The sequence below is a fragment of the Enteractinococcus helveticum genome (assembly GCF_001657475.1).
GTDB lineage: Bacteria > Actinomycetota > Actinomycetes > Actinomycetales > Micrococcaceae > Yaniella > Yaniella helvetica.
This window is the reverse complement of the sequence record NZ_LXEY01000021.1, coordinates 91,367-107,238: the sequence shown is the minus strand read 5'-3', so window position 1 is coordinate 107,238 and position 15,872 is coordinate 91,367. Positions and strand designations below refer to the sequence as shown.

The following is a 15,872-nucleotide window of genomic DNA, read 5'->3' as shown; positions in this document are numbered from 1 at the left end:
CAACCCGCGCCCAGGCCACCGGCTCGTTACACTAGATACCGTGACTGCTACCAATAACTCTGCTTCGACGAATTCCAACCGCCTGATGGTCATCGATGGCCACTCCATGGCCTACCGCGCGTTCTTCGCGCTACCCGCCGAGAACTTCCAAACCAAAACCGGCCAACACACCAACGCCGTCTACGGTTTCCTCTCAATGCTGCTGGCCATGATCCGGGAACAACAACCCACCCACATCGCCGTGGCCTTCGACACCGAAGTCCCAACCTTTCGCGCCGAACAGTACGCCGAGTACAAAGCCGGCCGCGACAAAACCCCCGACGAATTCCACGGGCAAATCGACTTGACCAAACAGGTCATGGCCGCACTGAATATCCCGTGCATCGAGGTTGACGGTTTCGAGGCAGACGACATTGTCGCCACCATGGCCACCCAGGCCGCAGCCCAAGGCTGGACCGCCCGCGTCGTCTCCGGCGACCGCGACACCTTCCAGCTCATCGATGACAACGTCACCGTGTTGTACCCGATGCGCGGGGTCTCCGAACTGCCACCCTTCGACGCCGCCGCGATCGAGGAACGTTACGGCGTGTCCCCAAAGCAGTATCCCGAACTGGCCGCCCTGGTGGGCGAAACCGCAGACAACCTGCCCGGTGTCCCCGGCGTTGGCCCCGGTTTCGCGGCCCGCTGGCTCAAAAAATACGGCAGCCTGCAGGGTATTTTGGAAAATATTGACGAGATTGGCGGAAAAAAGGGCGAGGCCCTGCGCGAGCACCTCGACGACGTCAAACGCAACCGCCAGCTCAATGCCCTGGTCACCAATATGGAACTGCCCATCGAGCTCGACGACACCGAGATGGTCAACCCAGACCGCAACCTGGTCTCCGAACTCTTCGATGCCCTGGAATTCAACACGATCCGTGACCGCGTGTTCACCACATTCGAAAAGGAATTGGGCAATGCCGACGACGGCGCTGACCAAGACCACGACATGCCCGACACCAAGGTCATCGACAGCTCGGAGGCCTTCGCCGCATTCTTAGCCGCCGTCAACGAACCCATCGCCGTGTTCAGTCACATCAACCCACCGGCAACCGTGACACGACGCAAAATCCCCGCCCCGGGCGACTACGGCCAGATCCGTGCCTTCAGCTTCGCCACCGCCCAAGCCACCGCAGTCATCGACCTAGACAGCGCCAGCCGCGAACTGGGAACCGCCGTCGCCGATTTCTTGGCCAATGACCAGTACGCCAAGGTCGTCTACGATCTCAAGGCGATGCTCAAAGCCCTGGCCACCCCACCGGAGTCCGCACCGCTGCCGGCTCGCCCCGATGTCAACACCTCCATCGTCAACGTCACCGACGACGTCCTGCTGTCGGGTTACATCCTGCAGCCCGATCGCCGCGGCTACGAGCTGGCAGACCTCGTCCAGACCTACCTGAACACGCGTCTGGAAACCGTTAGTGCCACCAGCAACCAGGGCCAACTCAATATCGAAGGCCTCGACGACGACGCCAATGCCAAACTCTTAGCCCAATACGCTCGCAACGCTTGGATGATCCACCGCCTCAACGAGTCGATGGACGGCCAACTGGCCCAGCGTGACGCCGAGTCACTGCTGCACGATTTGGAAATCCCACTGTCGGTCGTGTTGGCCAAGGTGGAACTCACCGGCATCGGCATCGACCGCCAACGCCTCGACTCGCTGCTGGAAGGCTTCACGAACGAGGTCGATAAGGCCGAGCAATCCGCTTTTGCCTCCATCGGGGGACAAGAGGTCAATCTGGCCTCACCAAAACAGCTCCAAGTCGTGCTGTTCGAGACCCTGGACATGCCCAAGACCCGCAAAACCAAGACCGGATATTCCACCGACGCCGACTCCCTGGCCGATCTGTTAGAAAAAACCGATCATCCGTTCTTGCACAATTTGATGTCCTACCGTGATGCAACCAAACTGCGCCAGACCGTCCAGGGCCTGCTGGACTCCATTGCCGACGACGGCCGCATCCACACCCGGTTCTCCCAAACGGCTGCAGCCACCGGCCGATTGTCCTCGCTAAACCCCAACCTGCAAAACATCCCGGTACGTACCCCGGCCGGCCGCCAGATTCGCGATATTTTCGTCGCCGGATCCAACCCGCACGTCGATGAGCGCACCACCCTGCTCACCGCCGACTACTCGCAGATTGAAATGCGCATCATGGCGCACATGTCCGGAGACGAAGGCCTCATCCAGGCGTATCAGGACGGCGAAGATCTCCACCGCTTCGTCGGCTCCCAGGTCTTCGAAGTCGAACCCGAAGACGTCACCACCTCAATGCGTGACAAAGTCAAGGCCATGTCTTACGGTCTGGCCTACGGTTTGAGCTCATTCGGGCTCTCCCGTCAGCTGCGTATCTCGGTCGATGAAGCCCGCGAACTCATGAGCAGCTACTTTGACCGGTTCGGCGATGTACAGCGCTACCTGCGGAACGTCGTTCGCCAGGCGCGCAAGGACGGCTATACCCAAACCATGCTGGGACGACGTCGGTACCTGCCTGATCTACAATCCGACAACCGCCAGCTGCGAGAAATGGCCGAGCGCGCTGCCCTCAACGCCCCGATCCAGGGTTCGGCCGCCGACCTCATCAAGGTCGCAATGCTTGGCGTGCAGGCACGTTTGGAGAAAGAAGCGCTCAACTCCCGCATGATCCTGCAGGTGCACGACGAATTGATCCTGGAAGTCGTGGACTCGGAAATCGAGGCAGCTGAAGCCATATTGATTGAAGAGATGTCCTCGGCGGCCACGCTGAAGGTCCCGCTGGACGTCCAGGTCGGCAAGGGCTACTCGTGGCATGAAGCCGCGCACTAAGCCCCAGCGGTAACATCCTGTTCACTTCGATGTCGGCTCGCGGTCAAAATACGGCCGGAGATTTCACAACTCATCAACAACAGCGCGGGTCTTACGTTGATTTTGACAGGATGGATACCGTACTATATTAAACGTTGCCTAATTTTTGGCAAAAACTGTTGTGACTGGTCAACCGGCCATGTCACGAAACTCGTAAGTTTATCAACCATATTAATCCATATCGGAGTCCCTACTACATGACCACTACTAGCAACGCCCCGCAGGTCGCTGTGAACGACATCGGCTCGGCTGAAGAATTCATGGCCGCAGTTGATGAAACCATCAAATACTTCAACGATGGCGACCTGGTGGCTGGCACCGTCGTCAAAGTCGACCGAGACGAAGTACTGCTCGACATCGGCTATAAGACCGAAGGTGTCATTCCTTCACGTGAACTGTCAATCAAAAACGACGTCGATCCTGATGACGTCGTCGAGGTTGGCGATTCCGTTGAAGCATTGGTTCTTACCAAAGAAGATAAAGAAGGTCGCCTGATCCTTTCCAAGAAACGTGCTCAGTACGAGCGCGCTTGGGGCGACATCGAAAAGATCAAGGAAGAAGACGGTGTTGTCACCGGTACCGTCATCGAAGTTGTCAAGGGTGGTCTCATCCTCGACATCGGTCTACGCGGCTTCCTGCCAGCATCGCTGGTTGAAATGCGTCGTGTTCGCGACCTGGCACCATACGTCGGTCAGGAACTCGAAGCCAAGATCATCGAACTTGATAAGAACCGCAACAACGTTGTGCTGTCCCGCCGCGCTTGGCTGGAACAGACTCAGTCCGAAACCCGCTCGAACTTCCTGCAGGCTCTGCAGAAGGGTCAGGTCCGTACCGGCGTCGTCTCATCGATCGTCAACTTCGGTGCGTTCGTCGACCTGGGCGGCGTCGACGGTCTGGTACACGTTTCCGAACTGTCCTGGAAGCACATCGACCACCCATCAGAGGTTGTCGAAGTTGGTCAGGAAGTCACTGTAGAGGTCCTGGACGTCGATATGGATCGCGAACGCGTTTCCCTGTCGCTCAAAGCCACTCAGGAAGATCCATGGCAGGTCTTCGCCCGCACCCACGCTCTGGGTCAGATCGTACCGGGCAAGGTCACCAAACTGGTTCCATTCGGTGCATTCGTTCGCGTCGAAGACGGCATCGAAGGCCTGGTTCACATCTCCGAACTGGCCAACCGCCACATCGACACCGCAGAACAGGTCGTTTCGGTCAACGAAATCCTGTACGTCAAGGTTATCGACATCGATCTCGATCGTCGTCGTATCTCCCTGTCGCTCAAGCAGGCTAACGAAGGTGTGGACCCAGAAGGTACCGACTTCGACCCAGCCCTCTACGGTATGGCAGCCGACTACGACGAAGACGGCAACTACAAGTACCCAGAAGGCTTCGATCCTGAATCCAACGAATGGATGGAAGGCTACGAAGAAGAACGCGCCGCTTGGGAACAGCAGTACGCTGACGCTCAGGCTCGCTGGGAAGCACACAAGGAACAGGTTTCACGCCACCTGGCAGAAGCAGCAGAAGCCGCTACCGCCAGCCCAGCCGAGACCGGTGCAGCTTCGTACTCTTCTGAAGACGAAGACACCCACGTCGAAGACTCCGGCACCCTGGCTTCCGACGAAGCCCTTGCCGCACTGCGTGAAAAACTGACCGGTAACTAACCCGTCAGCCCACTAGGGCACACCACGTACGAAAGGCCGTCACTCACTTGAGTGGCGGCCTTTCGCATTACACCACACACTTCTTGACACCCGGGGATCACTTTCACCTGCTCACACCGACACGAAGTAGGCTCACATGGTCACAAGTCTCACCGCAGTCGAACGCGTTATCGCAGCATATAGTCTGGCAGTCCTGCCCGGACTCGTGCTGATCATGGCGTGTTTCTGGTTGGCACGCACCGATACCGACCCACTACTGCGGATCGTGATGCTCGTGCTCGGATTCATTCTCATACGGGATGGGATGACACCAGCAGGACTCTGGGATTTCGGACTGGTCAATGGTGTCGTCCCGTGGATACGCATGACCGACAATGCGGCCATCCTCATGATGCTCGGCGCGGCAAGTCTGCTCTTAGTAGCGCTCACCCTGGCTGATAAAACCTTGCGAGCACTCATTTGGTGGGGCAAGTTTAACCTCAGCACGCTGGCTCTGGGGATCATTGGAGCAATTCTCGTGGTTGCCCCACTGTTCGTGTTGACCGCAGGACAACCGCTCGAGACTCGTGGCGGAGCCGTAGCCCTATCTGTGATACCAGCGCTGGCGTTCATGACGCTCTGTGGCAATCTGTTCGAAGAAGTCCTGTTTCGTGGATATTTCCAGGGCCGCCTACTCAAGGCGATGAGCCCGGCTCGAGCAGCCGTACTGTCGGGCCTGTTCTTCGCCGCGTGCCACGCCTATCTGGCAACCACCGTGACCGAGGTCGGGTGGCCCCTCTTAGCGTTTACGCTGTGGGAAGGCCTCATCTGTGCTTTTCTGCGCATGCGACGCGGCGTGATCCCAGCGGCACTGGCGCACGGACTGGCCATCTTTCTGCTCAGCAGCGGATTGATTTAGTTATTCGTGGCACCCCGGGCCGCCTCAATGAACGACTTCATCAGGGCATAATCTTTCGTTCCGGGACTGGATTCCACGCCCGAGGACACATCAATGCCATCGGGCCGGTATTGCTCGATAACCTCTGCAACATTACCGGGGTTCAGCCCGCCGGCCAGGACAAATCGTGCATCGACGTCGTGCACCCACTGGGGGATTTCGGAAAACTTCCCCGTGCCGTGTGAGGCATCATAGAACCAGTAGTCCAGGCCCTGCGTCGATGATGGGGGAGTGTCCGAGGCCAGCGCCAACGACTCGACCTCGGCGGGTTCATAGAGCTGCACCGTATCGACCTGGTCCTTGAGCGGTGCGACCTGATCCAGCGTGAGGCCCACGGCAAACGTCTTGATCTTGCCGTCCGCATGGGCGATGAGCTCTCGGGCCGTATCGACATCGACGAGGCGCGGTGAACGCGGGGCGCGCATCAGACCGATCGCATCGTAGCCCAATTCGATGGCCCACTCGAGCTGTTCAACGGTAGTAATCCCGCAAACTTTGACAAACAGGTCAGACATTTTCGTGGACTTTCTGTGATTGTGTAACGATAAAACGCTTATCCCGGGCGAGCTGCCAGGTCGGTCCCACACGGTGTTGCAGCTGGGGTCGATAGTGTCTTGATGCGTTGAACACGGTCAACAGTACACCACCGGGTTTCAGGGTTCGAGCCGCTTCATCGAACAGGAAAAACGCGATGTCACTGGTTAGTTGCGTGCCCGCGTGAAACGGCGGATTCAGTACGACGACGTCCACGGACGCATCGGCAAGCTCCACCAACCCGGACTGGTGCAGCACCTCGACACCGTCAATCCCATTGGCGGCCAAGGTCGCCGTCGTCGATAACACCGCCGAGGCCGAATCATCCGTGGCGATCAACTTGCTCACCGAAACGCTATGGGCCAGTCCGGCGGCGATGGTTCCGTTGCCACTGCCCAGATCCACAACGGTGGCCTCTGGTGTGAGTTGTTCGGGCGGGTGGGTCTGCAGCGTTGCTAACAGCAGTTGGGTACCGGGGTCCAGGCGTGCGGCACCGAAGGTCAGGCCGTGGGCGCGCAGGTGGAGCTGGTGGCCGGCCACGGTGACCGTGTTTTTGCGCGGAATCCGTGGGGGAGTCAAACCCGTAAGCGGTTTTGGTCGCCGAGCGCGCAAGGCCCTGGCCTTGAAATACCCGCGCGAGGCCGATACCTCGTCGAAGACGCGTTCCAACACGGCATTGAATGAAAAACTCAGGTGCCGTTGCAGTTGGCCGGCCAACAACATGACCTCTGGGGCAGCCCAGCGAGCGACCTGCCAGGACAGTTCCTCCAGTGCTTCCAGCGGGCGGGCCAACCGAGTCACCACGGTGGCCGCACCGGCCAGTACCTCCGGGGTGGGCACGGCGGCAACCGGGCCGGTGACGGGAGCGTGTGCGGCGGCGAGGCGAGCCGAATCTTGCACAAAGCGCACCGGCAGGTCGCGTTCCAACGCCCAGGCACCCAGTGCACCCGTGGCATCGTTGATCACCACAACCGGTTCCGCACGCCGCCATGGCTCGGCAGTAAACGTCTCCTCGAGCACCTGCAACAGCATCCGGTCGATGTTATCGGGCTTGGGCTGTCTCGTCATCATCGGGAAAGATCCTGCCATTGCGTTCCCACAGCCTGTGCAACGAGCGCGCCCGCCGTCATCGAGGCCAATCGAGCGTTAAAGTTCTCCAGAGCATCATCGGCGTCATCCAGGCCCACCGTCATGGTCGCCTGCGGGCCGGCATAATCGGTACCCAGCACCGTAAAACCCGCCGAACGCAAGTCATTTTCGACCCGCCCAACCTCACCATGGGGCGCCTGCAGCGCCACCAATACGAGCCGCTGGCGCACCACCAGGGGCGTCTGTTCTAAAGCGGCAACCACCGTATCCGAATACGCCCGCACCAGCCCACCGGCGCCAAGTTTCACCCCACCAAAATATCGCACCGCAATCGCACAGACATCCGAGATATCCGCGTGCTCAACGCCATCGTGCACGGCCCGGTAGTTCGTCAGCGCCTGGAGCATCGGCATGCCAGCGGTCCCGGCCGGCTCGCCGTCATCTGAAGACCGTTGAATATCGCGATCCGGTCCCAGCACAAAGGCCGGCACCACGTGAGTTGCCGCATGGTGCACCCCGCGCACCTGATCAATCCAGGCCCTGGCTTCGTCTTCTGACTCGACACGGCGCACCATACCGATAAACTCAGATCGGCGGATATCGAGCGTCACCTCCACGGTGTTGCGATGGGCGACGACGGTATACCGTCGAGTACGGGAATCGGCATGAGACATGCCCCCAAGTCTACCGAAGGAGAATCATGCGTCATCTCGCGCTGACCGGCGGCATCGGATCAGGTAAGTCCACGGTCGCCCAGTTTTTCGCCGACCGTGGCGCCACAATCATCGACGCTGATGCGATTTCCCGCTCCCTGATGGAGCCCGGCCAGCAGGTTCTGGCCGACGTTGTGGCAACCTTCGGCGACCACCTGCTCGACGAATTCGGTCGGCTCAACCGTCAGGCCCTGGCCGATATTGTCTTCAATGACGACGACGCCCGCCACCGTCTCAATGCGCTGGTGCACCCCGCCGTCCGCGAGGAATCCAAGCTGCAACTCAAGGCAGCTATGGAAGCCGACCCGGACAACGCCGTCATTATTCAAGACATCCCACTGCTGGTCGAAACCGGGCAGGCCGAGAAATTCGACGGCGTCATTGTGGTGTACACCGAGATGGACACCCGCCTGCAGCGACTCGTCAAGGCCCGCGGCATGGCTACCGACGACGCCCGCGCCCGCATCGCAGCGCAGGCAACCGATGAGCAACGCAGCGCCGTAGCCGACTGGCTGATCGACAATTCCGGGTCCTTGGAAAACACAGAAGCCCAGGTCGCCGCGGTGTGGGAAGAATTGCGGAACCCATCCACCGTGTAGTCCTTAGCCTGCGGGTGAACAAGTAGTCACCCGTTATGCTCCGGCGTAACATGTTGGGCATGAGTATGGCTCGAGAGATTAACCGCGTCGTTGCCCCGTTCAAGGTCGAAGCACCGTATGAACCGGCGGGCGACCAGCCACAAGCTATCGCCGAACTCGCCGAGCGCATCGAAGGTGGCGAAAAGGACGTCGTACTCCTGGGGGCCACCGGTACCGGTAAATCAGCAACCGCAGCGTGGCTTGTTGAACGACTCCAGCGCCCCAGCCTGGTGCTGGTGCAGAACAAAACGCTGGCCGCCCAATTGGCCAACGAGTTTCGGGATCTGCTGCCCAAGAACGCCGTCGAATACTTCGTGTCGTACTACGACTACTATCAGCCGGAAGCTTACGTCCCACAAACCGATACGTTCATTGAAAAAGACTCCTCAATTAACGAAGAGGTTGAACGCCTGCGCCACTCGGCCACCAACGCGCTGCTGACGCGCCGCGACACCATCGTCGTCGCCACCGTCTCGTCGATCTTCGGTCTGGGGACGCCCGAAGAGTACATCGCCCAAATGGTCACGGTGAAACTCGGCGACATGCTCGACCGCGACGATCTCCTGCGCCAGTTTGTGAACATGCAGTACGTTCGCAACGACGCCGATTTCCACCGCGGGACCTTCCGCGTGCGCGGCGACACGGTGGAAATCATTCCCATGTACGAGGAACTTGCAGTGCGCATCGAGTTCTTCGGCGACGAAATCGACGCGATTCAAACCCTGCACCCGCTGACCGGCGACATCATTCGTGAGGAAGAGGAAATGTACATCTTCCCGGCATCGCACTATGTTGCCGGTGACGATCGCATGGCCCGCGCGATCCGCGATATCGAAGACGAACTGCGCGAACGCCTGCAGGAACTCGAGTCGCAGAACAAATTACTGGAAGCCCAGCGGCTGCGCATGCGCACCACGTATGACCTCGAGATGATGCAGCAAATGGGGTACTGCAACGGCATTGAGAACTACTCGCGCCACATTGACGGTCGCCCCGCCGGCTCCGCACCACACACCCTGCTGGATTACTTCCCCGATGACTTTTTGCTGATCATCGACGAATCGCACGTCACCGTCCCACAAATTGGTGGCATGTACGAAGGCGATGCGTCGCGGAAGCGAACCCTGGTGGATCACGGCTTCCGCCTGCCATCAGCGCTCGATAACCGTCCGCTGAAATGGGATGAGTTCCTGGAGCGCATCGGACAAACCGTTTACATGTCGGCAACCCCGGGGCCCTACGAGCTCAGCCAGGCCGATGGCGTTGTTGAACAGATCATTCGACCCACCGGGCTGGTGGACCCACAAATCGTCGTCAAAGAGACCAAGGGTCAGATCGATGACCTCATGGATGAAATTAACCTGCGCGTAGAACGCAACGAACGTGTGCTGGTGACGACGTTGACCAAACGCATGGCCGAAGACCTCACCGAATACCTGGTCGAACACGGGGTCAAAGTCCAATACCTACACTCCGACGTCGACACCCTGCGCCGCGTTGAACTCATGACGGAGCTGCGCAAAGGGGTCTTTGACGTACTGGTTGGTATTAACCTGCTGCGTGAGGGTCTGGACTTGCCCGAGGTGTCCTTGGTGTCCATTCTGGATGCTGATAAAGAAGGGTTCCTGCGCTCGAACCGGTCACTCATCCAGACCATCGGACGTGCGGCACGTAACGTCTCTGGTGAAGTGCACATGTATGCCGACAAGATCACCGATTCGATGCAGTACGCAATCGATGAGACCAATCGTCGTCGGGACATTCAGATTGCACACAACAAGAAGCACGGTATTGATCCGCAACCGTTGCGGAAGCGCATCGCAGACATTACCGACCAGCTGGCACGTGAAGACGCCGATACTCAGGATCTCATGTCGGGTATGGCCGGCATCAAGACCGGCTTTGACTACGGAATGGGCAATCGCGGTTACACTGCGACGATCACCGAGGAACAACAACGATCGGCGATGTCTGAGGAAGACAAGAAGGTTGCCAAGCTTGCTGCGGTTCCGGCCAAGGACCTTTCCGATCTGATCCAGCAAATGTCTGAACAGATGCACCAGGCCGCCGTGGACCTCAACTTCGAACTCGCTGCCAGACTGCGCGATGAAGTTTCGGAGCTCAAAAAGGAGCTGCGCGACATGAAGCGCGAAGGCCACGCATAGTTCACAGTATTTTTGCCCACTGCATTCGGTTTCAACCATTCCCACGGACATTTTCCTGATATAGTCTGTGCAGAACAAGGGAGTATCCCAGAAGTTCCGTACACGTCAACACGTCGAACACCGTTGTTCGGCCGGGTACGGACCCCGTTGTTACGTCGGGGGAGAGACTTGTGGAATTGAAGTTACCTAAAAACTAGGAAGGACTCCCTTTCATGGAGATTACCGGGCTTACTTGGGCTGTCACAATTGCAGTCATTGTCGGTTTAGTCCTCTTTGACTATTTTTTCCACGTACGGAAAGCCCATACCCCCACCCTCAAAGAGGCCGCGATTTGGTCGAGCATCTATGTTGGGTTAGCGCTGGCTTTTGGTCTCGTGTTCTTTGCCTTTGGCGACACGGATCATGCGATCGAATATTATGCCGGTTTCATCACAGAGAAGGCGTTATCAGTTGATAACCTCTTCGTGTTCATGATCATCATGACGAGTTTCGCGGTACCACGGCTATTCCAGCAAAAGGTACTGCTGTTTGGTATTACGTTTGCGCTCATCAGCCGTACCATTTTCATTCTGCTGGGTGCCGCCATTCTTGAATGGTGGTCCGATGCGTTCTACATCTTCGGTATTTTCCTTTTGCTGCTCGCCGGACAACAGCTCAAATCTGAGTTCTCATCCGCGGAAGAAGCAGGATCTGAAGCTGATAACGCACTGGTCCGTTTTGCCCGGAAAGTCTTGCCAGTAGCAGAGCACTATGACGGCGACAAAATCGTCACCCGTGTGGACGGCAAGCGTCTGTTTACTCCGATGCTGCTTGTCATGGTCGCCATTGGCGTGACCGACCTCATCTTTGCGCTTGACTCGATCCCCGCTATTTTCGGACTAACACAAGAACCATACATCGTATTCACGGCCAACGCATTCGCGCTGCTGGGCCTGCGTCAGTTGTACTTCCTCATCGACGGCCTGCTCGACCGACTGGTCTACCTTGGATACGGTTTGGCCGCGATCCTCGGATTCATCGGGGTCAAGCTGATGCTGCACGCACTGCACCAGAACAACCTGCCATTCATCAACGACGGCGAAGATGTGCCGGTGATCGAAATCAGCACTGGATTCTCGCTGCTCGTCATTATCGGTATCCTTGTCATCACCATTGCCTTCTCGTTGCTCAGCCCGAAGGGCAAGGCGCTACGTGCACTGCAAAACGCCGAGAAGTTTGCTCATCGTTACACTCTGCTTCCAGAAGATGCCACAACAGAGCAACGTCAGGAAGCTGCCGAAAAGATGGATTTCTGGACTCATCGAGCCCAAGAGACCGAACACCGGTACCTTGAAGAACTTATTGAACATAAAGATCAGTGGTCGGCTATTATTCGAGTCGCTCACGAAACCCGGTTAGAAGACGCCAACCGTCGAGGCATCCCAGCGTTGATGTCACAACGTATTGTCACCACCGACGGTCCAGTCCTTGCCCCGGATACCAATGGAAAAGACAACGAAGATTCAGAATCTCGTGATTAACACCTAAATCATTGAATTGCTCGTCAGGATGCTTCGTCCTGGCGAGCAATTCTTTTAAGTGATGCCGTGACTGTCCGTAGTGCTAATCGTCCCAGTAGGTATTTCGAACCGGGGTCTGGGTGGGATCTAGCCATGGTGCTGGGATCCAGTACAGGACACCGTCGTCATTCCATGTTGGGGTCCAGACCCCTTGGTGGACATGGGTATGACAGGCATTGCATAACAGGATGAGGTTGGTGGTATTGGTTCCACCGTCGTGGAACCAATAGATCCCATGGTGGCCTTCAGTCCATACCGGAGGGACTCGACAGCCGGGGCCACGACATCCGCCGAGCATGGCGGCAACAAGGATCTGTTGATCGCTAAAGAGGCGCTTTCCCTTCCCAAGAAATAGCGGGACACCACCCTGGTTGAAGATCGCCGGGACAATTTTGGCATCGCAGAGATCCTGCAGTACGGCCGCCGGAGAAATACTTCCCGTTTGAAACCGGTGTGAGACATATGGATGACCTTGTGGTCGGCGATGTTCAGCTCCGTCACTGCCGACATCAGCGTGATCGTCCGGAGGATCTGTTGACTTCCGGCGCCACACACGGCCCAAGATGGGGTCCGCACCTAAGAATTTCTCTGGATCGGTGGTTCCCGGTGGAACATGTTCATCAACGATTGCTTCCAGAGGATCGAGTCTCCTTGGCGGTCCTGGGTCATATCCAGCCATGCCGGGGCTGCGAGTGAACTGTTCATCAAGATGATATTGCTGGGGCAATCGGTCGCGGTGAATGCGCAGCAGCGTTTCGTAGTCCATCACAGTCCATAAGATGGCGGGGGCCCGTTTATACTCCGCCATGCCTTCGGCACCTGGGGAGCGTTTCCCCTGGGCTTTGAGCATGGTCAGAAAGATATCGTGGGCTTTTTCGTCGCGAGTCCGCGGATCCAGTTTGCGAGCTTTCTCTCGAGAAATTTTGGTGCCATCTTCGGTCTCAATGAACGTTTCTTCGTCATTGACCGCATCATCCATGCGCTGATGGAAGTCTCCGAGGCGTTCCTGAGCGTTCCGATCTGCAGTACTTGACTCCGAGCCATCAAGGCCTACCTCATCTTCCTCCTCGTCGGCATCGTCGTCGAACGTGTCTGATGAGGAGGCGGATGCAGGCTGAGAGTCGAACTCCGCGCTGTCGTTATTTGTGGCAGTTTCAGCGGTATCGCCCTCGGGATGCTCCTCATCCTGCCGGAACTTATCTTGGTTGGCCTTGAAATTGAGTCCTGCAAGAATCAACGCTTCGATGAGTTCAAGATTCACGACGTCGGTAATGATGTTAACGTGGAGCTTGCCGTTTACGATGCGCGTTGTCAACGAATTTTTGACCTTGGTCAGGCGTTGTTCTGGTGGTGGCCCGTCTGGATCCACAATATGGGCGATTTGGTTGAGCCACTTCGTTGCTTGTTGTGCCAGCTCTTGGGGTCGCATCTCTTTGGCAGCGTCGGTGAAGAACGGATCCATTGTTTTTAGGATCTCTTTGGCATTCTCTTTGCTCAATCCCACCGCGTTGTAGAAATCAAAAAATTGGTTTGCAATTTGACTCATCCGGTCCATATTTTCGGATGGAATCTCACCGGCTGTATAGGCTGCCGCCATCTCGGGGAGTAACGGGTCTTTGGCCAATCGGTCGATGGTTTCCAAATCGCCGGTGACTAGGGCTGCCCGGTTATAGAACTTGGAAATCTGGCGGGTCTCGAGTTGAAATCGATCCGCCAGCCAGCGCTTGCCAGTCTTGTGGAGATTCACCTCGGCGGGGATACCCAACATGGTGTCCCGATCAAACGTATACGCTTTTTCAGCGAAACCCGTGAGCCGAGCGATCATGGCGTCTTGGACACGCCGTGCGGTGACGAGATTATCCACAAACCCGGGCAGAGTATTAAAGAACTCATCCGGTGGTATCGGTGTGGGGCCCGCGTGTTTTCCCTCAGAAACGTCCGCGCCGTCGTCATGCTGGTCTTCGACAGGGTCGTTCAGCCAGACGGTGCCCCAATCCGCTCCAGACGCGTAAGTATGGCGAGCGAATGAATCGTAGGCATCCGGGGTTGATAGCTTGAGCTGTTGTTTTTGCACGATGCGTAATGCCAGGGCCTGGAGTTCACCAGGGGAGAGAGCATCAAGTTCCGCGTCAGAAATCAGGCCTTCGGTATCCGGTAACCGCGTCACCATGGTGCTCACCTCCCCGTCACCCGGCTGGGTACTGTTGCGTTGAATCCAGCCTAACGACCGCCGAAAGCAACGGTGCAAGGAGTGCAGCAGCTAGGGGAAAACTTCGCCACACCGCACCAGTTGTGGAAAACACCGGAAGGCGAGGGAGCCCGGTGTGTAGAATACTCTGGCCGTGGTGCTAGTCGCGCTGGATCATCTGGTGGAGGCGCGCGAAAATCTCGGCGCCGGCTTCACCGATGCCGTCGTGGTGCCACTGGTCGGACTCCCAGACCTGCAGATTCGTGACCTGTTCGGCGGCGGCAAGGGAGAGGTCGCGATCCACGTAGACGTCGTCGGTATAAACCAAGGCAGCCACGGGTACTTGATTGGCGGCGAGTTGGTCGAGATCATACAGCGGACCCCACTGTGTCCAGTCGGCAATCAGCTGGGTTGCCCGGGCCACGGGTTGTAGGGCTGGATCCAGGTCGGTGTACCAGTCGAAGCACATCTCACCGGTGAGCAGGGGAGTATCGGCTTTCTTGGGGTTGAAGTCCGGGAAGTCGGCGAGCACGCGTTGGGCGGCCCAGGCGGTGGGCTGGGCGCCGGGTTGGGCATAAATCGCCTCGTGCAGGATCAGATACAACGGATTCGTGGCGCGCGAGACCTGCTGGTAGACAGCGGTCAAAAGCGTGTCCGATAGGGTATCGGTGCCGGCAATGAAGGCCTCTTCCAGTACGTAGTGCAACGCATCGATCCGGGTGTTGCCGCCCAGATACATGCCCAGCGCTTGGACACGACCAACCGTCAGCGGGGAACCATCGGGTAGGACGACGTCGTCGCCCCGCACGCGAGAATAAATATTCGTCAGGATCTCCAGGTCCTTGGGAAACCTGCGGAAATATTCGCGGTTGCGGGCGCGCATATTGCGATAGGTGGCTTGATAGACCTGGTCGGCGGGCCCGGCCAGCGGTGGGATGCCGCCGGTGATCATCGATCCCGCGAGGCCTTCAGGCGCAAAGGATAAATAGGTGAGCGTGCAGAATCCACCAAACGACTGGCCCAGCGTAACCCAGGGGTCAGCCCCTAGTGCGCGGCGGATCACTTCGGCGTCAGCCACGATATCCGGGGCACGAAAATGCGTCAGGTACCGGGCTTGGTTGGTGGGTGTGCCGCGAGCAGTCAATGTGTGCCGGTTCACCGGGGTGGATAATCCGGTGCCGCGCTGATCCAACATCAGCACCCGGTAGTGTTTTAGTGCTTCGGCCATCCAGCCGCTCACGCGAGCGGGCCGGGATCCTTTACCGCCCGGTCCGCCCTGCAGGTACAACAGCCAGGGCTTGTTTCCACCGCCGTCGTCGGTAAAAAATTCGCGCGCGTACACGATCAATTGCTCGCCGTCGGGGACCTGGTGATCCAGCGGCACAGTGAAGTAGTGGTCGCGTATCCCGGTGCCATCATGCATTCGGGAGGGGGAACCTGCGATGTGCGGGGCGGTGGCCATGGGTCTCCTAACGCGCTGGCAATCTTCACAGTGCTT

General features: G+C 58.0%; 11 protein-coding genes. 6 read left to right on the top strand and 5 right to left on the bottom strand.

What is annotated here, in order from left to right:
• The first annotated feature begins 85 nt into the window (after positions 1 to 85).
• The 3 genes from polA to A6F49_RS10930 all read left to right on the top strand — a co-directional run bounded on the left by polA (position 86) and on the right by A6F49_RS10930 (position 5,449).
• Positions 86 to 2,848: a DNA polymerase I gene (polA, locus tag A6F49_RS10940; protein WP_043058484.1), complete on the top strand. Its 2,763-nt coding sequence runs from the start codon at positions 86 to 88 to the stop codon at positions 2,846 to 2,848.
• 236 nt (positions 2,849 to 3,084) lie between these two features.
• Positions 3,085 to 4,551 carry a 30S ribosomal protein S1 gene (gene rpsA, locus A6F49_RS10935; protein ID WP_043058317.1) on the top strand — a complete coding sequence of 489 codons (1,467 nt, stop codon included), beginning with the start codon at positions 3,085 to 3,087 and terminating at the stop codon, positions 4,549 to 4,551.
• A 136-nt stretch (positions 4,552 to 4,687) separates the two neighbouring features.
• The gene (locus tag A6F49_RS10930; protein ID WP_043058316.1) at positions 4,688 to 5,449 is read left to right on the top strand and encodes a CPBP family intramembrane glutamic endopeptidase; all 762 of its coding nucleotides are present in this window, start codon (positions 4,688 to 4,690) and stop codon (positions 5,447 to 5,449) included.
• Here A6F49_RS10930 and A6F49_RS10925 read toward each other — a convergent pair.
• From A6F49_RS10925 to A6F49_RS10915, 3 genes are read right to left on the bottom strand one after another with little or no spacing between them, the layout of a single operon-like run.
• Positions 5,446 to 6,003 carry a phosphoribosylanthranilate isomerase gene (locus A6F49_RS10925; protein ID WP_043058315.1) on the bottom strand — a complete coding sequence of 186 codons (558 nt, stop codon included), beginning with the start codon at positions 6,001 to 6,003 and terminating at the stop codon, positions 5,446 to 5,448. The genes A6F49_RS10930 and A6F49_RS10925 overlap by 4 nt on opposite strands.
• A complete protein-coding gene (locus A6F49_RS10920; protein ID WP_052504930.1) occupies positions 5,996 to 7,093 on the bottom strand; it encodes a class I SAM-dependent methyltransferase in 1,098 nt (365 codons plus the stop codon). Before A6F49_RS10920 ends, A6F49_RS10925 begins: the two co-directional genes overlap by 8 nt.
• Positions 7,090 to 7,785 (bottom strand): IMPACT family protein, encoded by a 696-nt coding sequence (locus A6F49_RS10915; RefSeq protein ID WP_043058313.1) that lies wholly within the window; start codon positions 7,783 to 7,785, stop codon positions 7,090 to 7,092. Before A6F49_RS10915 ends, A6F49_RS10920 begins: the two co-directional genes overlap by 4 nt.
• Before the next feature lie 26 nt (positions 7,786 to 7,811).
• Here A6F49_RS10915 and coaE point away from each other — a divergent pair, with 26 nt between their 5' ends.
• From coaE to A6F49_RS10900, 3 genes are all read left to right on the top strand, one after another.
• Complete coding sequence (coaE, locus tag A6F49_RS10910; protein WP_043058312.1) at positions 7,812 to 8,423, top strand: dephospho-CoA kinase; 612 nt, start codon at positions 7,812 to 7,814, stop codon at positions 8,421 to 8,423.
• Positions 8,424 to 8,482: 59 nt separating this feature from the next.
• The gene (gene uvrB, locus A6F49_RS10905; RefSeq protein ID WP_043058483.1) at positions 8,483 to 10,627 is read left to right on the top strand and encodes an excinuclease ABC subunit UvrB; all 2,145 of its coding nucleotides are present in this window, start codon (positions 8,483 to 8,485) and stop codon (positions 10,625 to 10,627) included.
• 212 nt (positions 10,628 to 10,839) lie between these two features.
• On the top strand, positions 10,840 to 12,147 hold the full coding sequence (locus A6F49_RS10900) for a TerC family protein (RefSeq protein ID WP_043058311.1): 1,308 nt from the start codon (positions 10,840 to 10,842) through the stop codon (positions 12,145 to 12,147).
• Between the two features lie 82 nt (positions 12,148 to 12,229).
• On the opposite strand, the gene A6F49_RS10895 is transcribed toward A6F49_RS10900, so the two are convergent.
• Together A6F49_RS10895 and A6F49_RS10890 are read right to left on the bottom strand one after the other, a co-directional pair.
• Positions 12,230 to 14,356: an HNH endonuclease signature motif containing protein gene (locus A6F49_RS10895; RefSeq protein WP_043058310.1), complete on the bottom strand. Its 2,127-nt coding sequence runs from the start codon at positions 14,354 to 14,356 to the stop codon at positions 12,230 to 12,232.
• Between the two features lie 178 nt (positions 14,357 to 14,534).
• Entirely contained in the window at positions 14,535 to 15,836 is a 1,302-nt protein-coding gene (locus tag A6F49_RS10890; protein WP_043058309.1) for an alpha/beta fold hydrolase, read from the bottom strand.
• Positions 15,837 to 15,872 lie beyond the last annotated feature (36 nt).